Origin of the sequence: Asticcacaulis sp. MM231, assembly GCF_964186625.1 — a bacterium.
Lineage (GTDB): Bacteria > Pseudomonadota > Alphaproteobacteria > Caulobacterales > Caulobacteraceae > Asticcacaulis.
In genome coordinates, this window is the sequence record NZ_OZ075108.1 from 501,740 (window position 1) to 527,819 (window position 26,080).

19 protein-coding genes and 2 pseudogenes are annotated in these 26,080 nt (G+C 59.8%); 6 read left to right on the forward strand and 15 right to left on the reverse strand.

All coding sequences use genetic code 11. The features are described 5' to 3' along the window. Window positions 1-3: 3 nt before the first annotated feature. Window positions 4-852: a LytTR family DNA-binding domain-containing protein gene (locus tag ABQ278_RS02410; protein WP_349321042.1), complete on the forward strand. Its 849-nt coding sequence runs from the start codon at window positions 4-6 to the stop codon at window positions 850-852. Here ABQ278_RS02410 and ABQ278_RS02415 read toward each other — a convergent pair. Both ABQ278_RS02415 and ABQ278_RS02420 read right to left on the reverse strand, forming a co-directional pair. Next, window positions 849-4,142, reverse strand: coding sequence for a PAS domain-containing protein (locus ABQ278_RS02415; RefSeq protein ID WP_349321043.1), 3,294 nt, complete (start codon window positions 4,140-4,142; stop codon window positions 849-851). The genes ABQ278_RS02410 and ABQ278_RS02415 overlap by 4 nt on opposite strands. Window positions 4,143-4,257: 115 nt before the next feature. Then, window positions 4,258-4,929, reverse strand: a complete 672-nt coding sequence (locus ABQ278_RS02420) for a DUF6629 family protein (protein WP_349321044.1) — start codon at window positions 4,927-4,929, stop codon at window positions 4,258-4,260. Window positions 4,930-5,173: 244 nt separating this feature from the next. On the opposite strand from ABQ278_RS02420, the gene dnaG reads away from it, so the two are divergent. From dnaG to ABQ278_RS02435, 3 genes and pseudogenes are all read left to right on the forward strand, one after another. Next, on the forward strand, window positions 5,174-7,075 hold the full coding sequence (dnaG, locus tag ABQ278_RS02425; protein WP_349321045.1) for a DNA primase: 1,902 nt from the start codon (window positions 5,174-5,176) through the stop codon (window positions 7,073-7,075). A 118-nt stretch (window positions 7,076-7,193) separates the two neighbouring features. Beyond that, window positions 7,194-9,294: pseudogene (gene rpoD, locus ABQ278_RS02430) on the forward strand (RNA polymerase sigma factor RpoD). Window positions 9,295-9,664: 370 nt separating this feature from the next. After that, a complete protein-coding gene (locus ABQ278_RS02435) occupies window positions 9,665-10,279 on the forward strand; it encodes a hypothetical protein (RefSeq protein ID WP_349321046.1) in 615 nt (204 codons plus the stop codon). 22 nt (window positions 10,280-10,301) lie between these two features. Here the strand turns inward: ABQ278_RS02435 and ABQ278_RS02440 are convergent, their stop codons facing one another. The 3 genes from ABQ278_RS02440 to ABQ278_RS02450 form a co-directional block, all read right to left on the reverse strand. Continuing rightward, the gene (locus ABQ278_RS02440; RefSeq protein WP_349321047.1) at window positions 10,302-11,555 is read right to left on the reverse strand and encodes an IS110 family transposase; all 1,254 of its coding nucleotides are present in this window, start codon (window positions 11,553-11,555) and stop codon (window positions 10,302-10,304) included. A gap of 347 nt (window positions 11,556-11,902) precedes the next feature. Beyond that, window positions 11,903-12,100: a CsbD family protein gene (locus ABQ278_RS02445; protein ID WP_018082479.1), complete on the reverse strand. Its 198-nt coding sequence runs from the start codon at window positions 12,098-12,100 to the stop codon at window positions 11,903-11,905. A 181-nt stretch (window positions 12,101-12,281) separates the two neighbouring features. After that, complete coding sequence (locus tag ABQ278_RS02450) at window positions 12,282-12,485, reverse strand: hypothetical protein (RefSeq protein ID WP_349321048.1); 204 nt, start codon at window positions 12,483-12,485, stop codon at window positions 12,282-12,284. Window position 12,486: 1 nt separating this feature from the next. Between ABQ278_RS02450 and ABQ278_RS02455 the strand changes: the two genes are divergently transcribed. After that, window positions 12,487-12,708, forward strand: coding sequence for a hypothetical protein (locus tag ABQ278_RS02455; RefSeq protein WP_349321049.1), 222 nt, complete (start codon window positions 12,487-12,489; stop codon window positions 12,706-12,708). 371 nt (window positions 12,709-13,079) lie between these two features. Here the strand turns inward: ABQ278_RS02455 and ABQ278_RS02460 are convergent, their stop codons facing one another. From ABQ278_RS02460 to ABQ278_RS02480, 5 genes are all read right to left on the reverse strand, one after another. Beyond that, window positions 13,080-13,367 (reverse strand): HPr family phosphocarrier protein, encoded by a 288-nt coding sequence (locus tag ABQ278_RS02460; protein ID WP_018082481.1) that lies wholly within the window; start codon window positions 13,365-13,367, stop codon window positions 13,080-13,082. A gap of 76 nt (window positions 13,368-13,443) precedes the next feature. Continuing rightward, a complete protein-coding gene (locus ABQ278_RS02465) occupies window positions 13,444-13,848 on the reverse strand; it encodes a PTS sugar transporter subunit IIA (RefSeq protein WP_018082482.1) in 405 nt (134 codons plus the stop codon). Window positions 13,849-14,068: 220 nt separating this feature from the next. Further along, a complete protein-coding gene (locus tag ABQ278_RS02470) occupies window positions 14,069-14,494 on the reverse strand; it encodes an aldolase (protein ID WP_349321050.1) in 426 nt (141 codons plus the stop codon). Window positions 14,495-14,577: 83 nt separating this feature from the next. Then, window positions 14,578-16,131 (reverse strand): ATP-binding protein, encoded by a 1,554-nt coding sequence (locus tag ABQ278_RS02475; RefSeq protein ID WP_349321051.1) that lies wholly within the window; start codon window positions 16,129-16,131, stop codon window positions 14,578-14,580. A gap of 71 nt (window positions 16,132-16,202) precedes the next feature. Beyond that, complete coding sequence (locus tag ABQ278_RS02480) at window positions 16,203-16,913, reverse strand: response regulator transcription factor (RefSeq protein WP_349321052.1); 711 nt, start codon at window positions 16,911-16,913, stop codon at window positions 16,203-16,205. A 178-nt stretch (window positions 16,914-17,091) separates the two neighbouring features. Here ABQ278_RS02480 and ABQ278_RS02485 point away from each other — a divergent pair, with 178 nt between their 5' ends. After that, the gene (locus ABQ278_RS02485; RefSeq protein WP_349321053.1) at window positions 17,092-18,804 is read left to right on the forward strand and encodes a hypothetical protein; all 1,713 of its coding nucleotides are present in this window, start codon (window positions 17,092-17,094) and stop codon (window positions 18,802-18,804) included. Between the two features lie 46 nt (window positions 18,805-18,850). On the opposite strand, the gene ABQ278_RS02490 is transcribed toward ABQ278_RS02485, so the two are convergent. From ABQ278_RS02490 to polA, 5 genes and pseudogenes are all read right to left on the reverse strand, one after another. Further along, a complete protein-coding gene (locus tag ABQ278_RS02490; protein ID WP_349321054.1) occupies window positions 18,851-19,249 on the reverse strand; it encodes a VOC family protein in 399 nt (132 codons plus the stop codon). A gap of 136 nt (window positions 19,250-19,385) precedes the next feature. After that, window positions 19,386-21,068 carry a methyl-accepting chemotaxis protein gene (locus ABQ278_RS02495; RefSeq protein WP_349321055.1) on the reverse strand — a complete coding sequence of 561 codons (1,683 nt, stop codon included), beginning with the start codon at window positions 21,066-21,068 and terminating at the stop codon, window positions 19,386-19,388. 236 nt (window positions 21,069-21,304) lie between these two features. Further along, window positions 21,305-21,472: a hypothetical protein gene (locus ABQ278_RS02500; RefSeq protein ID WP_349321056.1), complete on the reverse strand. Its 168-nt coding sequence runs from the start codon at window positions 21,470-21,472 to the stop codon at window positions 21,305-21,307. Window positions 21,473-21,500: 28 nt separating this feature from the next. Continuing rightward, the gene (locus ABQ278_RS02505) at window positions 21,501-23,021 is read right to left on the reverse strand and encodes a methyl-accepting chemotaxis protein (RefSeq protein ID WP_349321057.1); all 1,521 of its coding nucleotides are present in this window, start codon (window positions 23,019-23,021) and stop codon (window positions 21,501-21,503) included. A 154-nt stretch (window positions 23,022-23,175) separates the two neighbouring features. Next, window positions 23,176-26,023, reverse strand: a pseudogene (polA, locus tag ABQ278_RS02510) (DNA polymerase I). Window positions 26,024-26,080 lie beyond the last annotated feature (57 nt).

A 26,080-nucleotide genomic window follows, 5' to 3' on the forward strand; every position in this document is an offset into this window, starting at 1 on the left:
GGTTTGCGCTGGAAAGATCATTGGCCATGGGCGTTGTCGCTGGTCATCTATGTCAGCACGGTGGTCTGCGCCGCTCTGGCTATGGTGGCGCTGCGCCATGACGCCGGTCGTGACATAGACGTACTGACCGCGCTTAGCTGGCAGGGGTTGATCTATACGGCATGGTGGCCGTTTGTCTGGGCGGCCTGGACGCTGGTGCGGCGCATCGGCCTGACCGCGCGGCTGATCCTGTGGTTCTATCCGCTTATCCTCGCCTATACCCTGATCCATGCCTTTTTCGCCGTGCAGGTTGATGCCAGTTTCAGTCATAACGCGCCGCACCTCGCCAACGGGCTCAATCTTCTGCCGGTCGATCTTTTGATCGCCACGGCCATCGCGGCCCTGGTGGCGGCGGTGCGCGGTGCGCGCCTCTCGGCTGAGGCCAGGGCTGTGGCCGATCTGTTGCAGGAGGCGCTCGATCAGGCGCGTAAAACCGAGGCCTTGCCGCAGCGCCTGCCGGTATCGGTCGGCAACCGCACGCTTCAGGTCGATCCGGCTGAGGTCGAATGGTGCGCCGCCGCCGGCAACTATGTCGTCATCAATTTCACAGGCGCGGATGGCCAGATACGTGAGGGCCAGATACGTGAGGGGTTGATCCGAGAGACGCTGACCGCGCTGAGTGAGCGCCTCGATCCGGCGGTTTTCGCCCGCGCGCACCGCTCGACCGTGGTCAATCTCGCCCGCGTCCGCGCCACCCAGACCTTGCCGGATGGCGGCTGGGTGCTGACGATGGAAAGCGGCGCCGACGTGGTGGTCAGCCGCACCTACCGCGATGCTATCCTCAGCCGTCTGTCACACCCTCGACCGCGTTAGCAATCGAGCAAGTCCCTGACGCGGGCGGCCAGTTCATCAATGGTGAAAGGCTTGCCGATCAGTTGTACGCCCTTGTCGACGATGCCGTTATGCACCACGGCGTTGCGCGTATAACCGGTGGTGTAGAGCACCTTGAGATCGGGCCGGATCGCTTGCGCGGCGTCGGCCAGTTTGCGGCCATTGGTATCGGGCATGACGATGTCGGTGAAGAGCAGAGAGATATCGGGGTTGGCCTGCAGCAGCACCAGGGCGGTGGCGGCACTATCGGCCTCCAGCACACGGTAGCCCAGTTCGCTCAAGGCGTCGCAACTGAACTGGCGCACCGCCGGCTCGTCATCGACCACCAGAATGACTTCGCGCTCCTCGCCCATCAGCAGCACGGTGTCGGCCTCGGCGACTTCGGTCTCATCGCGTTCATGGGAGCGCGGCAGGTAGATCTTGACCGAGGTGCCCTGGCCGACCTCGGAATAGATCTTCACATGGCCGCCTGATTGCTTGACGAAACCATAGACCTGGCTAAGGCCCAAGCCCGTGCCCTTGCCAACCGCCTTGGTGGTGAAGAAGGGGTCGAACGCCTTGGCGATGATCTCGGGCGGCATGCCTTCGCCGGTGTCGGTGATGGCGATCAGCACATATTGCCCCGCCGGCACGCCCATTTCCGACGCGACATAGCGGGTGTCGAGATGGGCGTTCTGGGTCTCGATGGTCAGTTTGCCTCCGCCGGGCATAGCGTCGCGGGCATTGACCCCGAGATTGAGGATGACGCTTTCAAGCTGGTTCGGATCGGCGCTGACCCGCCACAGCCCGCCGGAGAGCACGGTTTCCAGCCGGATATCGGCGCCGATCGAATGGCGCAGCAGGTCCGACATGCCGGAGACGAGCTTGTTGGCATCGATCAATTCCGGCCGTAGGGGTTGCTGACGCGAGAAGGCGAGCAGGCGCTGGGTCAGGCTGGCGGCGCGCTTGGCGCCTTCCATGGCCGCTTCGACATAGCGCTTGGCGCGCGGGTCTTCGGGGCCCAGTCGCCGGTTGAGCAGGTCGAGCGAGCCCATGACGACCGCCAGCATATTATTGAAATCGTGGGCGATGCCGCCGGTGAGTTGACCCACGGCTTCCATCTTCTGGGCTTGCCGCAGAGCATCCTGTGCCTGCTGCAACTGGCGTTCGCGCGCCTTGTCCTCGGTCAGGTCGCGGCCGACGGCGATAAAGTGCAGGCCGTCCGGTTCGGGCGCCACGGTCCAGTCGATCGGCTTCCATTCGCCACTTTTCGACAGGATCAGGTTCTGGAAGCGCGTCGGCTGACCGGTCGCGCCCATTTCCGCCAGCGCGGCCACCGTTACAGGTACGTCGTCGGGGTGGATAATATCGACATAGGGGTTGGTCAGCAGTTCTTGCTCACTCCAGCCGAGGATTTCGGTCCATGCCGGATTGACCGCGTTCATGTCACCGGAATAATCGGCGCGCGCCAGCATGTCGGTCGAGAGGGTCCAAAGTCGCTCACGCTCGGCTTCGGCGGCTTTTTCCTCCGTGATATCGCGGGCGCTGCAATAGACCTTGCCGTCTATCGGAACAGCTACCCATGACAACCAGCGCCAGCCGCCATCGGCATGACGATAGCGGTTCTCAAAGCGCAGGACAGGGGATCCGCTTTTGGCAATTTCAAAGGCGTCGTGGCTGGCCTCTACATCGTCCGGGTGGAGAAAATCGACAAAGGGTGTCAGGATGATCTGCGCCTCTGACCAGCCAAGAACCTTGCTCCATGCGGGGTTCGCGCTTTCAAACCGCCCGTCCGTCCTTAATACCGACAAGAGGTCGGGACTGACGGCCCACGTCCTGCCGCGTTCGCGCGTGCGTTCAATCACTTCACGTTCGAGATTGGCGTTCAGTTCGCGCAAGGCGGCCTCGCTGCGGCGGAGTTCGACCGCCACGCGCGCGCGTTCTGTGGCGGTACGCGTCCGTTCAGCAACCTCCTTGATGAGCGCCAGATCATTCTCTGTCCACTTGCGCGCCGTTTCGTGGTTGAGATAGAGCAGGGCGACAAATCGCCCGTGTTCGGTCACCGGCATATTGACGACCGACTGTGCGCTGATCGCTTTCAGAGCGGCCGCGTTAGCCTGGGTGCGCGGGTCTTTTTCGGCGTCGGCGAAGACGACCGTATCGCCACGTTTCAGATCCTCGATATAGCTGCCATAGTCGCGGAACTTCAGGACGCCGGCCAAGGACTTAATCCCCGGCGCGTTCCAGTCGCGCTCAATCGTTATGGTCTCGTCTTCACGGTCGATGACCCCGTAGCCCGCCCGGCTGACGACCAGCGCTTCGCCCAACACACGCGACGCGACAAAGGCAATCTCGGCCGGGTCTTCCAGATCGCGGATCTCGTCGGTCAGGCGCAGCAGGGCCTCGCGCCGCATGTCGGCACGCTTGCCATCGGTGACTTCGTAACCGCCCATGAAGATGCCGGTGACGTCATGGTGCGCGTTGCGGATAGGCTCGAAGACGAAGTCGATATACTGGATGACATCGCCGCCATGCAGGCGCAATTCCATGCCGCTGGCTATCCGTCTCTCGCCGGTCGTATAGACTTGATCGAGCAGTTCAAAATAGCCCTGGTCAGCCAGTTCAGGGAAGACATCGCGGAAGCGCTGCCCGATAAACTCGCCATGACGCTCCGCTATCCGGACATAGGCATCGTTGACATACTCGTACACGTTGTCGGGTCCGGAGACGACTGCGACGAAACCCGGCATCTGCTGCAACATGGCCTGCTGGCGTTCACGCTCGGCCCTTGCCTGTCGTTCGGCCTGGATGCGCTGTGTGGTCTCGTTGACGATAGCGATGACCCCCGCCGGCTTGCCGGTTTCGTCCGGCACCGGCGAATAGTCGAGATTCATCCACACCTGTTCGGGCTTGCCGTTGCGCAGCAGGGTCAGTTCCTGATCGGTATAGGCCAGGGTGCCGCCCGCCAGGCAGACTTTCATGACGTTGTCGTTGAAATCGGCGACCTCAGGCCAGCCCAACCGCACCGGTGAGCCCAGAAGCCACGGGTGGCGGCCGCCGGCGAAGACCGAATAGGCGTCGTTATACAGCATGAAGCCGTCTTCTCCCCACAGCATAACGATCGGCAGGGGGGAGCGCAGCACCATACCGGTGGCGGTGCGCAGGGACGGCGACCACGTCTCGATAGACCCCATGGCGGTGCTGGCCCAGTCATAGTCGGCGATCAGCCGGCCGGTTTCGCCGCTGTCATTACGCAGACTTTCGATAAAATGGGCGGCCGGCGTGTCAGTCATGACGGCTCTTTACGCACGAAAGCATTGTCGTCATGACCATAGATGAAGCCCCGTAGTCTCTTCTGAAATATCGAGAATTATGGGCAAGCCATATAAGGGATCAATAAGAAAATGCTCAGCTCGCTTCGGTGGTGGCTGTGTCGGCGGGGGCAGCGGCTATGCGCGAACGGCGGAAATAAAGGTAGATTAGCGCGCTGACGATGGCGGCAAAGAAGCACCATACCGAAGGCCAGTTGAGGCGGTAGAAGCTGAAGGCGACGCCAAAGCCTGCCACCATGGCGACGCCGATCCAGCGCACCGATTTATGCGACGACACAAAGTAAGCGGCGCAGGTGGCGATAACATAGGCCGAGCGGATCACGAAGCCGCCGCCGACCGGATTGCTGTAGACCAGGCATTGATTGACCACCTGCACGCCGACACCATAGCGCACGATGATCCCGAAGGTGCCGAGCGCCACGATGACGCCGATGGCCAGAACGCCCATCATCAGCCGACGGCGGATCAGGCCGGGCTCGATCATGAGGATGCCGAGCGGTATCATGATCGGCCAGATGACCCCGATGAAAAAGGCATAGATCTGCACCAGCCCGTGCGTCGCGGGGGTGGTCCCGACATGGGGCAGCAACAGCCACAAAACGCCTTCGATGAATTGCTGGATGGCAAACAGGATCGGCACGCTGGCGAAGGGCCGCTCGGCCGGTTTTTGCGTGGCGCGGATCGCCAGGATGCCGGCGGAGGCGACAAAGGCGCTGGCGGCGAAACTTACCGGGGCAGAAAAACACATGAACGCCAGAACCTTGTTGAAACGGTATTTTGTTGTGAGTGAACCAGACCGCATTTCCAAAGTGATGTAAAGGCGATCGTTAGCGCGGGCAGCATTCTTGCGCCTGTGCGCGTGGTAGAGGTTCGCAAGCCGCCAACAGGAAAAACGAAGCCGCTAAACTGGATGGCCTGCGCAAGGTCGAATCTTCTGTTAATATGTGTTAATTCCGTTACCCAGCCGCCAGCCTAAGGCCTATAGAGATACTGTGCGTTTTGACGATCATTTCCTCGAAGAGCTGAAACAGCGTCTGCGACCCTCCGAGGTCATAGGCAAGAGCGTCAAGCTGCGTAAGCAGGGCAACGAATGGGCTGGCCTGTCGCCTTTCACCAAGGAAAAGACGCCGTCTTTCTACGTCAATGACGTCAAGGGCTTTTACCACGACTTCTCGTCGGGCAAGCACGGCGACATCATCTCCTTTTTGCAGGAAACCGAGCGCTTAAGTTTCAGCGAGGCGGTCGAGAAACTGGCCGGCATGGCCGGCATGTCGCTGCCGGCGGTGACGCCGCAGGCCATTGCCGCCGACATGAAACGCCAGTCGCTAAATGACTGGATGGAACTGGCGCACAAGTGGTTCGTGGCGCGTTTGCAGGACAAGACGCCGGCTGCGCAGAACGCCCGCGAGTATCTGGAGCGGCGCGGCCTTTCCGTCGAAGACATCGCCACCTTTGGCCTTGGCTATGCGCCGCGTGATCGCACGGCGTTGAAGGACGCGCTGGTGCAGCGTGGCGCCAAGGTGTCCGAACTGGTCGAATGCGGCCTGCTGATCGAGGTCGAGAACGGCAGCGCGCCCTATGACCGTTTCCGCGATCGCCTGATGTTCCCGATCGAGGATCAGCGCAACCACGTCGTCTCGTTTGGCGGACGCGCGCTCAATCCGGATGACAAGGCGAAATATCTCAACGGGCCGGAAACGACGCTGTTCCATAAGGGCAATATGCTGTTTGGCCTGCCCAAGGCCTTGAAACTGCTCGGCGCTGAGGAGGCCAAGTCCGAGCTGGTGGTGGTCGAAGGCTATATGGATGTGATCGCCTGCCAGCGCGCCCATGTGGCGGCCGTGGCGCCGATGGGCACCGCCCTGACCGAGGAACAGATCGATATTCTGTGGCGTCGCCACCCTGAGCCGACCCTGTGTTTCGATGGTGACAAGGCCGGCCAGCGCGCCGCCTTCCGCGCGCTGGATCGCGCCCTGCCGAAGCTTAAGCCTGGCCGCTCGTTCAAGGTCTGTCTGCTGCCCGGCGGTCAGGACCCCGACGACATGCTGCGCGAAAAGGGGGCGCTTGCCCTGCGCGAGGCGCTCAAGGAAACCAAGCCGTTCGTCGAGGTGCTGTTTAACCGTGAGGCCGACCTGGAGCCGCTCGATACGCCGGAGCGCAAGGCGGGCTTCAAAAAGCGCCTGCGTGCTCTGGCAGCGCTGATCGAGGATAAGGATCTCGCCGAGGCCTATCGCAATGACATGCTGGAGCGCTACGATGTTCTGGTGACGCCCCAGCGTCCGACCAAGGCGCCATTTGTGCCCAATCAGGGCGGGAATAATTTCAATGGCCAGCGCCAGCCGTGGAAGCCGGGTCAAAAGCGCGAGATCTACATCCCCCCGGCCATGGAAGAAACCCGCCGCGCCGCGCACAATCTGAAGGTGGGGATCGACCCGACCTGTGCGGGACTGGCGCAGGGGCTGATCGACAATCCCGACTGGATGATGGATCAGGTCGAGGGGCTGGAAGCCTACGGTTTTGGCGATGAAGTGCTCAGCCCCCTGTCGAATGCTCTCATAGCGATCAGTTTTCAGCACGAGGGGCTTGACAGGGAAGCTTTGAGTCGCCATCTGCACAAACAAGGACTTGGAGCATTGTTAAGCGAGATTCAGAAGGCGGCCCTCAAGAGCGGCGCGCCATTCCTCTCACCGGACATATCTTTAGCTGATGCCCATGCCCGCTGGTTACAGGCGTTTAACGCGGTCTCGCGTTTGACGGCCTTGGATCGTGCCTTGAATTCGGCCCGCGAACAGGTGGGGACAGAATTTTTTTCACGGCTCAAGCTCGAACGCGATGCCCTGCGGCGGTCCTTGCGAAGCGGACAAATCTGGCAGGATGAGGCTAACAACGCCTAACCTAAATGCTATGGCATTTCATGGGGTTAAGGTTTCGTTTAGACTACTCCTTAATAAGACATAACAGCAGCCCTGAACTTTTCAGGTTCGTTGCGGAGACCCATATGAGCGTGACAAAATGAGCACACCTGCGGATAAACCGGAAAATAAGTCCTCATCCGACGGCCCCTTGCTCGACCTGACCAATTCCGCGGTCAAGAAGTTCATCAAGGCCGCCAAGTTGCGCGGCTACGTGACCATGGACGAACTCAACAAGGTTCTGCCGTCTGAGGAGTTTACCTCCGAACAGATCGAAGACACCCTTGCCATGCTCACCGAGATGGGCGTGAACGTTATCGAGTTCGGAAGAAGATGCGCAGGAAGGCGGCGAAGTCGTCGTGCGCGAAGAAGCCGGCGCGGTGGTCGAAACCACCAAGACGTCCAACTATGATCGCACTGACGATCCCGTGCGCATGTATCTGCGCGAAATGGGTTCGGTCGAATTGCTGTCACGCGAAGGCGAAATCGCCATCGCCAAGCGGATCGAAGCCGGTCGCGACACCATGATCCGGGGATTGTGCGAATCCGCCCTGACCTTTGAAGCCATCATGATCTGGCGCGAGGAACTGGGTTCCGGTCGCATCCTGCTGCGCGAAATCATCGACCTGGAAGGCACCTACGGCGGTGGCCCGCAGGAAGGCCCGCCTCCGGGCGCGCTTGGCGAAGAGGTCGAAGAAGGCGAAGTACCGGTCGGTGCACCTGTGCGGCCCATGCCCGCCGTTGCCCCAGCACCGGTGGTGAGGGCGCCTGAGCCTGTGGTCGAAACCAAGGCGGTCGTCGAAGCCAAGCCTGTAGAGCCCAAAAAGGCCAAGGGCGACGATGACGACGATGACGATTACGTCCCCATGGACGAAGAAGAGAAGAAGCCGGAAGTCGTCGAAGAAGAAGACGAAGACGATTTCGATGACGGCGCCGGTCCCACGGTTTCGGCCATGGAATCCGAACTGCGCGAAGGCGTGATGGAGACCCTCGACGCCATCGCCGGCGAATTCGAGACCTATCGCCATACGCAGGAAAAGATGCTGACCGCCAAGCTTGAGGGCCTGCCCCTCGATCCTGCGGACCGCGCGGCTTACGATGAAGTGACGGCCACCATTACCCGCCACCTCAAGACGCTGAAACTCAACAATCAGCGTATCGAAGCGCTGGTCGAGCAGCTTTACGGCATCAACAAGAAGCTGATCGGTCTCGAAGGCCGCCTGCTGCGTCTGGCCGACAGCTACGGCATTTCGCGTACAGAATTCCTCACCGCCTACTACACGCGCGAACTCGATCCGTCGTGGAGCGAGAAGGTTCGTGAAATGGGTATCCGCTGGCAGAAGTTCATTGATAATGACGGCGCCGCGATCAACCGCATCCGCGCCGAAGTGACGACGCTTGCCACCGATATGGGCGTGGCAGTCGATGATTTCCGCCGCATCGTCCAGACCGTGCAGAAGGGCGAGCGCGAAGCCCGTCAGGCCAAGACCGAGATGGTCGAGGCCAATCTGCGCCTCGTGATCTCAATCGCCAAGAAGTACACCAATCGCGGCCTGCAATTCCTCGATCTCATTCAGGAAGGCAATATCGGCCTGATGAAGGCGGTCGATAAGTTCGAATACCGTCGCGGCTACAAGTTCTCGACCTACGCGACCTGGTGGATCCGGCAGGCGATCACCCGTTCGATCGCCGACCAGGCCCGCACCATCCGTATTCCTGTGCACATGATCGAGACGATCAACAAGATCGTCCGTACCTCGCGCCAGATGCTGCATGAAATCGGCCGCGAACCGACCCCGGAAGAACTGGCCGAAAAGCTGGCCATGCCGCTGGAAAAGGTCCGCAAGGTGCTGAAAATCGCCAAGGAGCCGATCTCGCTGGAAACGCCGATCGGTGACGAAGAGGATTCACACCTCGGTGACTTCATCGAGGACAAGAACGCCATCCTGCCGATCGATGCGGCCATCCAGTCCAACCTGCGTGAAACCACGACTCGGGTTCTGGCCTCGCTGACCCCGCGTGAAGAACGTGTGCTGCGGATGCGTTTCGGCATCGGCATGAACACCGACCACACGCTGGAAGAAGTCGGCCAGCAGTTCTCGGTTACCCGCGAACGTATCCGTCAGATCGAGGCGAAGGCGCTGCGCAAGCTGAAGCATCCGTCGCGGAGCCGCAAGTTGCGGAGCTTCCTCGACAGCTAGGCAGGGACATGTCCCTGCAGCCATAAGCGGAAAGATTAAAGCCCCGTCGATGCAGATCGGCGGGGTTTTACGTTGGCGATGTGTGAATCTTTTGGAATCGGGGCGTTTACGGATCCCTTACGGGACGGGGCCGCAACACCCGGTGCATCCTTACCTGTAAACGTTTAAATCTTAGCCGCTGCCAAAGTTTCAAGGTGAAACACCTGGCAGATCCAGGGCCAGAATCTCTGCAGCGGGTTTAGGCGCCGCGTGCGTCCAATGCGAAAAGCGCTTCTGGTCCCTCTTCCTTCTTTGCAAAGCAATCGGTTTCATGACGGCTGGACAAGCGGTCAAATCCGGCGTTTCATACAGGCAAACACGGGGAAACATCATGCGCACCAGTCTGAAACTTGTCTTATCTGGCGCCCTGATCGCGGTGACCGTGGCGGGCTGTAACAGGCCGGCTGAAAAGGCCGCCGAGCCATCGCAGGTCATGAAAGATACCTTCGCAAGCTGTACATGGGAAAAGGTCGAGGGGAAGTCTCTGTCGATCTGGAGCTATGCCTGCGGCCCGGACATGGGTAATGTCCGGCTGGTCGTGGATGATAAGGTCGGTGGATTTTCACTGGCCGCCATGCCGCCCGATTCCCTGACGCCGCGCGTGGTCATTCGCACCTTTACCAAGGATAAGGCCGCAGCCGTGACGTCAGTCCTGCCGGCGGTGCTCAAGGCTACCGGCGCGCATGGCGCTTCCTGTCAACTGGTCGAGACCGATTATGGCGATTGGGGGAAAGTGTATCTGCTTGAGCCCACTGGCGCTCAAAAAGCGGACTATGATCGCCTTAATGCGATTGAGCCTCAGCCTAACCCGTGTGGTGAGCTAGGCATTGGTCCGGCGGGCGACCGGTTTTTCAGGGTCATGGCCGATGATCCGGCCAAGGTCATCTATTATGACATGGGCAGCGAAATTCAGATCTTCGATCCGGAAACGCTGCACTCAAAGTAAGCAGGGGGGGACTCCCCACCATTTAGCAAGCTGCAAGTTGAGGGCTTCCGATAGAATTTCGCTTAGCTGGATCGTAGGTAGTTTTTGTCTCCAGCATTGCGCAAGCGACCGCCAGTAGTCGGTCGGCGACACCTCTTAACGCCCTTCCGTGACTGTGGCCGCGACTTCGCAAGGCGCTATATTTTGCTCTGCTTGGCAGGTCATGTTGTGTTGCCACTCTCGCCCAGTGATAGATCGCGGTTCTCAATCGGCGGGAGCAAGCTTTCCGCATTTCTACACGACAGGATTTTCCGCTCCTCTTGGTAACCGGGGCTATGCCGGTTAAGGTACGCAAAGCGTGATAATCTCTCGCTCGGATGGCGTAGTGGGCCTCCGCGAGCAGCGTGGCGACGACGATCCTTCCCACTCCCGGCAAAGAGCGTAGGATCGCCGCGTCAGGCTGCTCGTTTAGCTGCCCCGGCTCGGCTTCCTGTTCGGCGAGCTTTGCGACCAGGATATCTAGCCGACGGGTGGCTTCCTTGAGCTGATGATTGACCAGCTTAACGCGCTCAGAGATCGCGGTGATGTGAGCGCTGGCTGCTTCTGTCGTACCCGGTGCGACAGTCAAGGCTGGCCGTTTTAGGATTTCCAGAACCTCGAACGCGGAGATCCTTCGAATGCGATGTGCGCTCAAGATCCTGGCAATCTTCTTCTGTTTAAGGGCTTGCGCATGTATCGGCGTTGGCGCCAGAAGAAACAGATCCAGGAACCATTCCATCCCTACATCTTCAGTCAGATCAAGTGCTTGAGGGTAATAACGCCAGAGCTGTTGACGGATACGGTTCGTAAGTTTGACGCGTTCTTCCTTCAACTCATCATTTATCCGGGACCATTCACGAAGCTCAACGATGGTTGGGTCCATGCTCTCCAGATGACGAAAGCAATGGCGATCGGTCTTTAAAGATGATGCCAGAACCAGGGCGTCTCTTCGATCATCCTTAGCACCAGCCGGAGAAAAGCGATCCCTAAAACGGTCGAGCTGCTTTGGATTGACCGAAAAAGCGAGTATCCCACGGTCCATTAGGGCTTCCACCACTGGGCCATGCGGCATCTCTATGGCTACCGCAATATCGGTTGGGTTTGGGGCATGCTCAAGCAACCAGTCAACCATAGCCCCAAGACCCAATCCGTCATGAGCGAAGGATTTTTGTATCGGACCTGAAGGTCCCAAAATACAAACTTGATGTTCTGTGCTTGCCCAATCTACACCGACAAATAAAGTCGGCTCGTCTAACATTTGCGCCTCCTGTCATGTCGAGTTGCTGCGTCGCTTCGCCGTTCCCTGTACTGGCGCTCCAGGCTATATAGCCTTGGCGCAACTCCCCACTGGGCGTGCTCCGCAGTCAACCGATCGAGGTGCATGTCCCCCCCAGGCGTTCAAGGACGCAGGGGGCAAAAGGCTACTCTCGACCAGCCGACCCGTGACGGCTAGAATAATCCAAACCGCTGAGAAAGGGTACAGGGGGCAAAAAACAGGACTGGCCAAAAAAACAGGACGGGAAAGCGCATCTGAGGAAACGCCTTCCCGCCCTTATCGTCGCAACCATCCGGCGGGAAAGAAGCGACAATCTCTAAAAGAATGAATTAATCCCGGCTGTTCCAGTCCTTGATCTGCTTTTCAGCCTCATCCTGGGCGATGCCGTAGCGCTCCTGCAGCTTGCCGGCCAGGAGTTTGCGGTCGCCTTCGATCACATCGAGATCATCGTTAGTGAGCTTGCCCCATGCCTTTTGGACATTGCCCTTGACCTGTTCCCAGCTGCCTTGAATGCGGTCGTTGTTCATAATTCGCTCCTATATTCAATATGTTAGGTTGGCCTTCATCTTAGCCGGAGCCCACCTAAATTTTCGACGCTTGAGGGGGGCTGCTTCATAAGAAAGGCATAAGGCGCAGGGCGGCAAGCTTAGCGCCTGCTTGAAAAGCAGGAGCCAAGCGACAGAGTGCAAGGGCGCTGAACGTTAGGGTTTAGAAGAGGGCGTTGGGCAGCTTTTGCGGCTTGCAATAGCCTTTTTCGCCGCGATGGGCGTCCTTGCCGATGCGCTTGCTGTCGATCTCTTCGGCATAGAAGGCGCCGTTGGAGCGATCGAGCGTGATGCGCAGGGCGCTGCCGCGTTTGGTGACGCGATTGACCAGATAATAGGCCGTGCCGGTCACATTGGCGGAGCACATCGTGTCGAGGCAGATCGAACTCGCGGATCAGCGACGGGTGCGCCGGGTCGACGAACAGGAACTTGAAATCGGCCTGTTCATCTGGGAAGACGGCCGAGGGAAAGAGGTCGATAAAGAAGGTGCCCTGCGAGAGGAAGCGCTTGCCTTCGGTCAGTTGGGTTTCGCATTTCAGGCTGATCTGAGCGCTTTGCCAACTGCTGTTTTGCGAGGGGTGAGGCGTTGAAGCAGGCGCTCCTGGCGGCGGAGCGGTGATCGGTTGCACTGCGATGGGCGCAGGTATGATGGCCACGGGCGGTGGCAGGGCGGGCAGAGGCGCGGGCTCATGCGCCGCTGCCGGTGCCATGCTTGGTGCCTTGCTAGGCGTAAGAGCCTTGGCGATATCCGGGCTGGCGGCATAGGCACTGTAGGCAATCGGCGCGGCTGGCGTGCTGGTGACCGGCGCAGGTTTGGGCTTTGGCTTAGGCTTTGGGCGCTTTTTGACCACCGGCTTTGGGGCGTCTTCTGCGGTCGGGTCACCGTGTGGCGTACCTTCGGCGTGGACGATGCCGCTCATCGTTAAGGCCAATAATGAAAGGCTTAAGGGGATGAGGCGCTTCATGCGTCCTCGTCAAAGCGGTTGTTGACCAGGTCAACCAAGGCGCTGACGGCTTCATCGGCCTGCGCGCCCTCGGCTTCTATAGCGATCGAGGTGCCCTTGCCGGCGCCGAGCATCAAAAGTCCCATGATAGACTGGGCATCGACCTTGTTGTCGTCCTTGATGACGTAGATCTGCGCATCGAACGACGAGGCCAGCTTGACGAACTTGGCCGACGCCCGCGCGTGCAGACCCTTGTTGTTGCAAATTTCGACGTCCGCGCGCACGGTCTGTTCAGTCTCGCTCACTCATGCCTCCCTCTTGGCAAGGCTTATACGCGCCGAGAATGCGTTCGTTCGGGATTTTAGTCCAGAGGGAAAAGGCTTAGTTGTCGCCCGACAAAACGTAGGAGGCGACGGTGACATATTTACGGCCGGCTTCCTGAGCGTGACAAACGCAGGCGCCGAGATCTTCGTTTTTGCGCAACGATGCCAGCTTGATGAGCATGGGCAGGTTGAGGCCGGCGATCACTTCCGCCTTGGTCTGTTCCATCACCGAGATGGCGAGATTGGAAGGGGTGCCGCCGAACATGTCGGTCAGCAGGATGACGCCGTCGCCGGTATCGCTGGCAAACGTGGCGTCCAGAATATCCTTGCGGCGCTGAGCCACGTCGTCGTCGGGACCGATACAGATGGCCGAGACCTGACTTTGGGGGCCGACCACGTGTTCCATCGCCGATACGAACTCGTCAGCCAGCTTGCCGTGAGTAACGATGACCAGTCCGATCATAAAGCCCTAATCCTTACACATTTTGTGCTACTCCGCGCCGGTCATGAGGCCGGCAGGCAGGGGTAGCCCATGATACTAGTCCCGATTTCATCGCACTGCAAAACGAGATTTGCGACTGACCTGCAAATTTCGCGCCGCGTCATGGTAGGTGTGTCAAATATGACAGAGGGCACATTTATAGAACATCCGCGGCGGGCGCCTGATCTCTAAGTGGGTATTTTTAAGGGACTTTCAAGCGGGTCAGGAGTTTGCTTAAGGAAGAGGCCTCGCGCGGGTTGAGACGTATGGTGGGGATGGTCTGTCCCAGAACGGTCGTGGTCTCATGCTCCGGCATGCGCTCGATCGGATCGGATTGTGCCAGGACGGCCAGGTCGATGCGAGTCAGGCGGCGTGCATTTTCGGCCACTATCCCTAATCCGCGCACTTCCATACGTCCGGCGATGGATTCGGGCGCCGAGGCATAGAGACGTCCACCGGAGATCCACAACAGGCTGTAATCATCGCTGACGAGCGCGCACCCCTTTTCCAGCGCCCGCAGGGCGAGATCGCTCTTGCCGCTGCCGGAGGGGCCCATGATCAGCACGCCGCGCCATACGTGCCCGACCAGCAGGCTTAAGGAGGTGGCGTGGATGACGAGCTTACTCATGGCCATATTTAGGCACAGACCCGCACGGAATGCAAAAGGGGATGCGTATCTCCAACTTCTCTTGCAAGCTGGCGAGGCACGCCTTAGGGCACGTTCGGCAGCAGGATGGTGAAGCGGGCGCCGACGATCTGGCCCTTATCGTCCTTGCGGTTTTCGGCCCAGATGCGGCCGTGGTGGGCCTCGATGATCTGGCGCGAGATCGACAGGCCGAGACCTGAATTCTTGCCGAACGACGTGCCCTTGGGACGCGAGGTGTAGAAACGCTGGAAGACGGTCTCCAGATTGTCCTCCGGGATACCGGGACCATCGTCCTCAAACACGATGCTGATGGGCAGGGCCGGATCAGCGCCGGGCGCGATGGTGACGCGGACCTGGCCACTTTCCGGTGAGAAGGAACGCGCATTGTCAATCAGATTGCGGAACACCTGCCCAAGCGGGCCTTCGCGGCCATTTACGGTCGAGGCGGCCGGCGGCAGGGTGCGTGTCAGTATCACGGCGGTCTCGCCCATCACGTGGCTCTGCTGATAGAGCGAGATGATGTCTTCGAGCAGGGTGCCGATCTCGACCTTTTTCGGCGCGTCGCGTGACAGTTCGGCGTCAAGGCGCGAAGCGTTGGAGATATCGGTGATCAGGCGGTCGGCGCGGCGGACGTCCTGATTGATAACCGCCATCAGGCGTTCGCGCGCTTCGTCAGTCTTGACCAGCGGCAGGGTTTCCAGCGCCGAACGGATGGAGGTCAGCGGGTTCTTGATCTCGTGCGACACATCGGCGGCGAACCGGTCTATTTCCTCCATGCGCCGCCACAGGGTATCGGTCATGCTTTCCAGCGAACGCGCCAGCACGCCAATCTCATCGTTGCGGCTTTCCAGATCGGGCAGGGAGATGGCGCGGGTGCGGGCCATGCGAACATTATCGGCGGCGGCGGAGAGGCGATGGATCGGCCGACTGACCAGCCAGGCCAGCAACAGAGACGACAACATGTTGACGCCGAAAGCAATCAGGATAAAGGGCAGCATGGCCCAGCGCTGGTCGGCCACGATCTTGTCAACGTCGCCGCGCTCGATGGTGAGAACGCCTAGCACCTCCTTGACGCGGCGCAGGGGAATGGAGACCGACACCACCTTGATGCCGCGCTCATTGGTGCGGACGCTGGCCACCGGCGGGGAGCCGGAGAGCGCCATCATCACCTCGGTATGGAGCTGGTTTTCGGCTGCAAGACGGCGGGCCTCGCGCTTGGCAGTCTTGTCCTTGGGCTGCGGATCGCTAGGCTTGCGCGCTTCGGGCAGCTTGTAGACGTCTATGGTGTCCGACACCTTGTAGGAATTGGAGATCAGGTGGCCTTGCGCATCAAACAGGCGTGCGCGCTGGCCGGCCGGAATGAAACGCCCGAGCACGAAGGCGGCGTTATCGGGTTCCAGATGCGGTCCGGTATCGCCTTCGCCGGTGGCGAAATCAGCAATTACCTCGCCCATCAATTGGGCCTGCGAGGTCAGGGAATCCATCTGTGTCTTGATCAGGCCGCGGCGCAGATCACTGAGCACCAGCGCCCCGATCACCAGAATGACCAAGCCGAGCAGATTGAGCCCGAAGATCAGCCGCCCGAGACGTGACTGACCGAAGGGGAGCTTCCTGAGCAAGGGCCTGAGCATAAAGGGGGGATTCCAGAAAAATGCCGGGAAGCGGTGTTCACCTCCCGGCTTGGTACTTTTTAGATTTCGCGGTAGCGATAGCCGACGCCGTAAAGGGTTTCGATGGAATCGAAGGTCGGATCGACAACACGGAACTTCTTGCGCATGCGCTTGACGTGGCTATCGATGGTGCGGTCATCGACATACACCTGGTCGTCATAGGCGGCGTCCATCAGGTTGTCGCGGCTCTTGACGAAGCCAGGGCGCTGGGCCAGGGCGTGCAGTAGCAGGAACTCGGTGACGGTAAGGCGGACCGGCTTGCCTTCCCAGGTGCATTCGTGGCGGGCGGCGTCCATCACCAGCTTGCCGCGTTTCAGCGACTTGGCGTTGAGCGCCTCGGTCACTTCCGGGGCCTCGCCCTGTTCGACGATGCCGGCGCGGCGCAGCACGGCCTTGACGCGTTCGAGCAGCAGGCGCTGCGAGAACGGCTTGTGCATGTAGTCGTCGGCGCCGAGATTGAAGCCGAGCACCTCGTCGATCTCATCGTCCTTCGAGGTCAGGATAATAACCGGCAGGTTCGAGGTGTTGCGCAGGCGGCGCAGCACTTCCATGCCATCCATGCGCGGCATCTTGACGTCGAGAATGGCAAGATCGGGCGGGTCTTTTTCAAGCGCAGCCAGACCCGAAGCGCCATCGTAGAAAGCATTGACGGTGTGGCCGCCGCTTTCCAGAGCTAACGACACGCTGGTGACGATGTTTTCGTCGTCATCCACCAAAGTAATTCTGGCCATAAGGTCTCCAATAGTGGGCTAATAACCCTGTAATATGCGTTGCCTACCCTAAAACATCCTAAGCTAGTTCTTTTAAAGGCGTCAACGCGGCGAATTCGCGGCTCTCAATCATAATTTAACACGATATGTGTAAGATTTGTAAGATTATCAAGCCCGTATACCAGTCTGCAGGGACAAGATGAGCCACCATAAGGTGCATTTCGAATTGTTTTCCCGTCGCACGCCACAAGCCGCGTGGGCTCTGGAAATGGCGTCCGAGACACGCGCAACGATCATGCAGAACGCTGAGGAGATGCTGAAAAGCGGCCGTGCCGCAGTCCGCGTCACCAAAGAAGTTTTCGATCAGGACAGTGGCGAATTCAGCAGCGTCACGGTTTTTGAAAAAGGTATAGCGGCGCCGGTCAAGGCCCTGAAAATGGCGCCCACCACGGATTCGGTCTGCACGAGCCCGCACGATCTCTACACCGCCATCGCCCGTGAAAAGATCGCCCGCCTGCTCGAAGACTGGCTGCACAAGCAGGGCGTAACCCCTTTCGAACTGTTGCACCGCCCCGATCTGGCCGAGCGTCTGGAAGCCTCCGGCAGCGAACTGCTGCATGTCGTCCAAAAACTGGCGGTGCCGGAAGCACAGGAATCTGGCCACAATCTGCATGAGCTGATGCGGCGCTGGAGCGCCTTGTTTGATCGCGCCTGCACCCGCCTGATCCAGGATGGCCGCAAGAAGATCTTTCCGGCAATTACCCCGACAACCTGTCTGGCGACTGTCGATAGCCTGAAAGACCATGCCGATCGTGCTTATCTCTTCGGCGGTGCGCTGTCGGCAGCCCTGGCCGAACATCGCAAGCCGGCGGCCAAACTGGAATTGCTGCTGGCCCACGCTGGTATTTTGGTGGCCAATCTGCCGGGCCGTGAATGGGCGCTGCAACTGGTCGAAATGCCGGTGGTGGAAATCTTTGCGGCACGCAATACCCTCAACGATGTGCTGGGTCGTGAGCCCGATCCAGGTGGCGCGATGATCGTGCTGATCCACGTCGCGGCTGGCCGCGAGGTCGAGCTGATTTCAAAAGCCGACCCCCGCGTGGCGCGTCTGGTGCCGCCACTTGAAGGCCTGCTCGGTGGTTATCACGATCTGATCCGCGCCGGTCATTTCCAGACTCTGCGCTACAGCCTGTCCAAGCGCTTGATGCACGATCTGAAAAGCCCGCGCCGCCTCAAGCCGAACGATGCCGAAGCCGAAATCGAAACGCTTCGTGTGCTGGCCCTGTGCATGACCGCCGCCGGCCGTGACGAAACCCAGCGCGAGGACATCACGAACGCCTTTGCCGAACGTTCGAAAAAGCTGGTCTCGGCCGATTTCGTCACCAGCCTGCTGGAAGGCGCTGGTGATGCGGCTCTTGAGGTTGAACGCCTGATCTGGTTGTGTGAAAACATGGTCGGTGTGTCCAACAAGCGTCAGGCCGCGCGCTGGCTGCAACAGACGATCAGCGCGGCTAAATTCGAGCGCCATATGCGCGAAAGCAACCAGTCGGCCGCGCAGCGTTTGCTGACCCTGGCGCAAATGCAAGGACGCATTGTGGCGTCATCACTAATTGATCAGGATGGGCACGATATCAGTCAGAAACTCGGCCAGATCGGTGCGCTGATCGCTGCCGACGTCAAGCTGCTGGCGCATATTCTGCGCGGTGATGCGTCGCCGATGCAAAAGTTTTCCATGCTGCTGAGTTTCGCTTCGGGGCAGTCAGCGCCGATGGGCCCGCTCAGCGAACAGGCTAAGGGCGAAGTCATGCGGATGATGCGCGATCCGGATATCCGCGCCGGTCTGTCAACGCAGCCACAGATTCTGGCCTCGCTCAAGCCGATGATGCAGGCGGCGGGCGTTCTGGCGGCTTAAGCGCAATCCGATAAAATGTGACGCACTTTTCGGGAAGAATTGCGCGTCAAATAATGTCGCGAAAGTTAAGCTCCAGCAGCACATTGTTGGGATCAACGACGAACAGTTGCGTCAGGCTTATCTCCGGCAACTCGGCGCGTTCATAACGCAGGCAGCGAGCGTTCAGGCGGGCCACCATGGCCTCCACGTCCTCACATTCAAACGCGACATGATGGATGGCGCCGGTTGGGCCGCCGAGGATGACCTCGCGTGGGTAGGTGTTGTCGGTGCCTAAGAGATTGAGGTGGATGACGGCGCGATCTCCCGCATAGAGCCACTGGCGCTCTTCCGGCTTGCGACGCGGGGCGGTCTTGGCCACCAGCCCGAGCAGATCGCCATAAAAGGCGATGGTGGTCGCCATGTCGCGGGTCTGGATATTGATGTGATCGAGGGTTTTGACGGTCATGCCGCCAGCATAGAAGAGGGCGCGACGAGGATCAATCGCCGCGCCCTCTTTAGGTTTTGCAAGTGAGGTTTTAGGCTGCTCGCCTAGCCCTCAAGCAGCGAAGCGTTAGGGCAATGAAAATGCGTGAGGGCAGCCGTCAGGCTGCTCTCACATGCGCGAGGAAGGCGTTGATCTGGTTGCGCAGATTGGCGGCCTGATGGGCCAGTTCGCCGGAGGCCGACAGCACCTGGGCGGCGCCGGCGCCGGTTTCCTCGGCCATGCGGGCCACGCCGGTGATGTTTGACGTCACCTCCTGTGTGCCCATCGACGCCTGGTTGACGGCCTGGACGATCTCATTGGTGGCCGAGCCCTGCTGCTCGACGGCGGCAGCGATGGTCGATGACGAGTTGTTGATGTCGCGGATCGTGCCGGTGATGTTGCTGATGGCCTCGACGGCGCGGCGGGTGGTCGATTGAATACTGCCGATGTGCTGGCTGATCTCGGCTGTGGCGCGGCTGGTCTGGCCAGCCAGGGCCTTCACCTCCGAGGCGACGACGGCGAAGCCCTTGCCGGCTTCCCCGGCGCGGGCCAATTCGATAGTGGCGTTGAGCGCCAAAAGGTTGGTCTGCGAGGCGATGCCGGTGATCATATCGACAATGCCGTTGATGCGGTCGGCGGCTTCGGACAGTTCCTGCACGATGGCGGCGGTGGCGTCGGCCTCACGGACGGCTTCACGTGCCTTGATCGACGAGTGCTCGACCTGACGGCCGATTTCCTGCACCGAGGCGCCCAGTTCTTCGGCCGAACCGGCGACTGAGGTGACATTGGTGCCGGCTTCTTCGGCGGCGGCGGAAACCGAGGTGGCCTGGGCGGCCAATTCATGCGCCGACGAGGTCAGTTGCTGCGCCGTGGCCTGCATTTCTGTAGCGGCTGAGGACACCATCTCGACAATGCCGCCGACGGCGTTCTCAAACTGGTCGGCGAGATCGTACATGGTCTTCTTGCGCTGAACCTCGGCATCGGCGCGGGCCTGACGGGTTTCTTCTTCGAGGGCACGCGTGCGGATCAGGTTATCCTTGAAGACCTCGACCGTCTTGGCCATATCGCCGATTTCGCTGCGTTCGCCGACATTGGGTATGACGACGGCTGTGTCGCCATCGGCAAGTTTCTGCATAACGCCTGACATACGGCTGATCGGCAGGGAGATGCCGCGGATCATGGCGAAGCCAATGACGAAGCAGGCGGCAGCGGTCGCGCCCAGGGCGATCATGATGAGGGTGATGGCGGTCTTGCCGAGGGCAACGCCGGCTTCAGCCGCCATTGTGCCCTTTTCAAGCTGGAATTTTCGGTTGGCGCGAATGCTCTTACGAACAACTTGCGCATAATCCTGAAACGGCCCCATGAAATAGGCTGTTGCGCCCACTGTATCGCCTGAGCTGACCATCGACATGAACGTATCGGTCATGCTGTCATATGTGCTGATTGCTTTTAACATGTCATCAGCCAGGACGCGTTCGTCAGGGCCGCTGATTAGTGGAGTGTAGGCCGCGACATTTTTCGCCATGATTTTTTTAGACTGCGCCGCTTTACCAAGAGCCTCTTCTTTTTCCGCACCGGTCATGGTGGCGACCTGCATCTGGCGCAGCCGCATCTGTTCAAAATCCTGCGAAATATCGCCAACCACATTCGCGGAGGGCAGCCAGTTGGCTGCGACATCGCCAGCGGCGGCATTAACCGCGCTTAGGCGGATGATGGAAAACAGACCGAGACCGATGGTGGCGCAAAGCACCAGCGCGAAGGCGGCGATAACGCGCGCGCGGATCGTCATATTCTTGAACATAGGCATATCCCTGAGCCGACACAAAAAAACGGGTCATACCCGGCAGCCTGCGTTGCTGCGACGGATCGGTTCGGTTCTTGATACGCAGACCACTTTGACACTAAGTTCACAAAATGGCGTGTTATGGTGAAGAACGTATTAATTATAGACTATGGGTTGAAATTTTGCGTCAAAGGACAGAGTAGGCGCAACGATGATCAATCGCCGCGCCCTTTAGATATGTCGGCAGATTACTTTTACGCTGCTCTCACGTGCGCGAGGAAGGCGTTGATCTGGTTGCGCAGATTGGCGGCCTGATGGGCCAGTTCGCCGGAGGCCGACAGCACCTGGGCGGCGCCGGCGCCGGTTTCCTCGGCCATGCGGGCCACGCCGGTGATGTTTGACGTCACCTCCTGTGTGCCCATCGACGCCTGGTTGACGGCCTGGACGATCTCATTGGTGGCCGAGCCCTGCTGCTCGACGGCGGCAGCGATGGTCGATGACGAGTTCGTTGATGTCGCGGATCGTGCCGGTGATGTTGCTGATGGCCTCGACGGCGCGGCGGGTGGTCGATTGAATACTGCCGATGTGCTGGCTGATCTCGGCTGTGGCGCGGCTGGTCTGGCCAGCCAGGGCCTTCACCTCCGAGGCGACGACGGCGAAGCCCTTGCCGGCTTCCCCGGCGCGGGCCGATTCGATAGTGGCGTTGAGCGCCAAAAGGTTGGTCTGCGAGGCGATGCCGGTGATCATATCGACAATGCCGTTGATGCGGTCGGCGGCTTCGGACAGTTCCTGCACGATGGCGGCGGTGGCGTCGGCCTCACGGACGGCTTCACGTGCCTTGATCGACGAGTGCTCGACCTGACGGCCGATTTCCTGCACCGAGGCGCCCAGTTCTTCGGCCGAACCGGCGACTGAGGTGACATTGGTGCCGGCTTCTTCGGCGGCGGCGGAAACCGAGGTGGCCTGGGCGGCCGATTCATGCGCCGACGAGGTCAGTTGCTGCGCCGTGGCCTGCATTTCTGTAGCGGCTGAGGACACCATCTCGACAATGCCGCCGACGGCGTTCTCAAACTGGTCGGCGAGATCGTACATGGTCTTCTTGCGCTGAACCTCGGCATCGGCGCGGGCCTGACGGGTTTCTTCTTCGAGGGCACGCGTGCGGATCAGGTTATCCTTGAAGACCTCGACCGTCTTGGCCATATCGCCGATTTCGCTGCGTTCGCCGACATTGGGTATGACGACGGCTGTGTCGCCATCGGCAAGTTTCTGCATAACGCCTGACATACGGCTGATCGGCAGGGAGATGCCGCGGATCATGGCGAAGCCAATGACGAAGCAGGCGGCAGCGGTCGCGCCCAGGGCGATCATGATGAGGGTGATGGCCGATTCACCCAGCTTCGTGCCTTTGTCAGCGGCAACATCGCCCTGTTCAAGCTGGAATTTGCGGTCGGCGCGGATGGCCTTGCGTGCCTGATCGGCGCTATTCTGCATGTCGCCGAAATAGAGATCGACGGCGCCGGCCATATCGCCGGCATCGGTTTTCTCCAAAAGGGCTTTGCTACTGCCGATATAGTCGCTGACATGCTTATCCAGCGCGGCAGCCATCTCCTCTTCTTTGCCAGGGGCGACAAGTGGCTTATAGAGGGTGATGCCGGCGTTTAATTGCTTTTCCGAATCGGCGATTTTACCTGCCAGTGCGACCTTTTTTTCTACGGGGGCGAGCATGTATTGGCCTTGGCGGGCGCGGAGTTGCTCGAAATCCTGTGATATGTCACCCAGCACATTGGCGGAGGGCAGCCAGTTGGTGGCGACATCCTTGGCGGCGGCATTGACCGCGCTCAGGCGCTGAATGGCAAAGAGGCCAAGCGCTATCGTGGCACAAAGCACCAGGGCGAAGGCGGCAACCACGCGCAGGCGGATCGTCATATGACTGAACATCGGCAATTTTCCCGGACCTTTTAAACGGATCATGTCGCTTCCGGCAGTCTGCGTGACTGCGGTGGAACGGCTCGGTCTGTACGCATTCCGTTTCGACCCTGATCGGATAACATTGATACGGTAAATGGGGTCTTAATTGTAGACGCTCTGCATCCAATTGTTTTGTTACACTTTTATGACAAAAACCTTAATGGGCCTCGTCCCAGTTGAGCGCTGCGTGGGCTTCGACAACCAGAGGCACGCTGATCTCATAGGCCGGCCGGCAGGCGTTCGACATGATGTCCTTAATCAGCGGCATCACGGCCTCGACCTCGGCGTCCGGCGCTTCGAAGATCAGTTCGTCATGGACCTGTAGCAGCATTTTGGTGGCGAATCCGGCATCCAGCAGCGTCTTCGGCATCCGCATCATGGCGCGGCGAATAACATCGGCGGCGGTGCCCTGAATCGGCGCATTGATGGCGGCGCGCTCGGCGAAGGCCTTGATGGCGCCCTTGCCGTTGATTTCGGGGATATGGATCTTGCGGCCCATCAGGGTGGTGACGAACCCGTTGGCGTTCACGAAGGCTTTGGTCACGTCCATATAGGCCTTGATGCCGGGGAAACGGTCGAAATAGGTCTCTATATAACGGCCAGCCTCGCCGCGTTCGATACCGAGCTGGTTGGCCAGTCCGAAACCGGAAATGCCATAGATAATGCCGAAATTGATCGCCTTGGCGCGACGGCGGATTTCCGAGGTCATCTCCTCCATCGGCACGCCGAACATTTCCGAGGCGGTCATGGCGTGGATATCATCGCCGCGCGCAAAGGCCTGTTTTAGCTGCGGAATGTCACCAATATGGGCCAGGATGCGCAGTTCGATCTGGCTGTAGTCCGCGCTGATCAGCTTGTGGCCCGGTTTGGCGATAAAGGCCTGGCAAATCTTGCGGCCTTCGGCGTTACGGATCGGGATGTTTTGCAGGTTCGGCTCATTAGACGACAGGCGTCCTGTCGGCGTAGCCGCCAGGTGGAAGCTGGTATGGATGCGCTGAGTCGTCTTGTCGGCATACCCCACGAGCGCGTCGGTATAGGTGCCTTTCAGCTTGGCCATCTGGCGGTAATCGAGCAGCATCCTGGCGAGCGGTTGACCGCTTTCCGCCAGTTCTTCCAGCACCTTGACGTCCGTGGCCCATTGGCCGGACGCCGTGCGCTTGCCGCCGGGAAGCTGCATTTCGTCATAGAAAATCGCACCGAGTTGCTGGGGGCTGTTCATGTTGAACGGCCGCCCCACCAGCGCCTGTGCCTCCTGCTCGATGGCGTTCATGCGGGTGCCGAAATCGTGAGACAGGCTTTGCAGAATGGCCGGATCGATACGGATGCCGGCCAGCTCCATTTCGGAGAGTGTGGCAGGCATCTGGCGTTCCAGAGTCTCATAGACGGTCAGCAGGCCTTGCTGGGCGAGGCGCGGTTTGAGAATGTGCCATAGGCGCAAGGTGACGTCGGCGTCCTCGGCGGCGTATTCGGTCGCCTCTTTCAAGCCGACATATTTGAACGACTTCGCCTGCTTACCAGAGCCCGCCACCTGCTTGAAGGTGATCGGCGTATGGCCAAGGTGCAGTTCGGAAAGTTCGTCCATGCCGTGACCGTGCACGCCGCCTTCGAGCACATAGGAGATCAGCATGGTGTCGTCGTAAGGCGTGACATCAATGCCGTGGCGGTGCAGGACCGACAGATCGTATTTGATGTTTTGCCCGACCTTCAGGATGTTCGGATCTTCAAACAGGAGCTTGAGTGCGGCGATAGCTGTCTGGAAGTCGATCTGCTGGAGACCGCCCCCATCACCAAAATCAAAACCCTCACTGGAGGTATGCGCCAGCGGAATATAGCATGCCTGATTGACACCGACCGCCAGCGAAATGCCGACTAGTCCGGAATGGGAGGCCGAGAGATCATCGGTCTCAGTGTCGATGGCGATGACGCGGGCTTCATAGGCGCAGGCGATCCACGTCTCTAACGCTTCCATCGTCTGGACGCATTCGTAGGTTTCGCGGTGCACCGGCTGGATGGCAGCCTCGGCAGGGCCCTTTTTCGGGGCGCCGTAGAGCGGACGCAGGATGGGCGCGGTGGGGAGCTTGTCGAGCGCTGACGAAGCCTGCAGCAGGCTTAAGCTATTGCCACCGACGCGCTTGGCCAGCGTATTGAACTCCATCAGCGCCAGAAAAGCCGCCAGCACATCCTGCTCGGGTTCTTTGAGGATAAAGGTATCGATATCGACCGGCGTAGGCGAGTTCGCAACGCAGGGTCACCAGTTGGCGCGACAGAAGAATCTGCTCCCTGAAGTCGATCAGGGTCTGGCGGCGCTTCTCCTGCTTGATCTCGGAGGCACGCGCCAGCACATTATCGAGATTGCCGTATTCGAGCAGCAGTTGCGCGGCGGTCTTGACCCCGATGCCGGGGGCGCCCGGCACATTATCGGCGGAATCCCCGATCAGGGCCTGCGCATCGACCACCAGTTCGGGGGGCACACCGAACTTCTCGATCACGCCTTCGCGGCCGACCAGCGTTCCCTTGACAGGGTCCATCAGGCTGACATCATCATTGACCAGTTGCATCAGGTCCTTGTCGGACGAGATGATAGTGACCTTGAAGCCGTCCTTCTTGGCCAGGTGAGTGTAGGTGCAGATCAGGTCGTCGGCCTCGAAATTCTCCATCTCGACGGCGGGCAGGCCGAAGGCGCGCGTGGCCTCACGGATCAGCGGGAATTGCGGGATCAGGTCTTCCGGCGCCGGCGGACGGTGGGCCTTGTACTGATCATAAAGTTCGTTGCGGAAGGTCTTCGAGCCGGCGTCAAAAATGACCGCCAAATGCGACGGCGCGTCGTCGCCGCGGTTTTCCTTGATCAGCTTGAACAGCATGTTGCAGAAGCCGCTGACGGCGCCGATCGGCAGGCCGTCCGACTTGCGCGTCAGGGGCGGCAGGCCATGATAGGCACGGAAAATATAGCCGGAGCCATCGATCAGGACGAGGCGTTTTTGCTTTTCGGGTGTGGCTTCGGACATTCAAGGCTCTGTTCGGCTGGGAATCGACGTTGGCCTTTCATAAGGCCATATGATCCC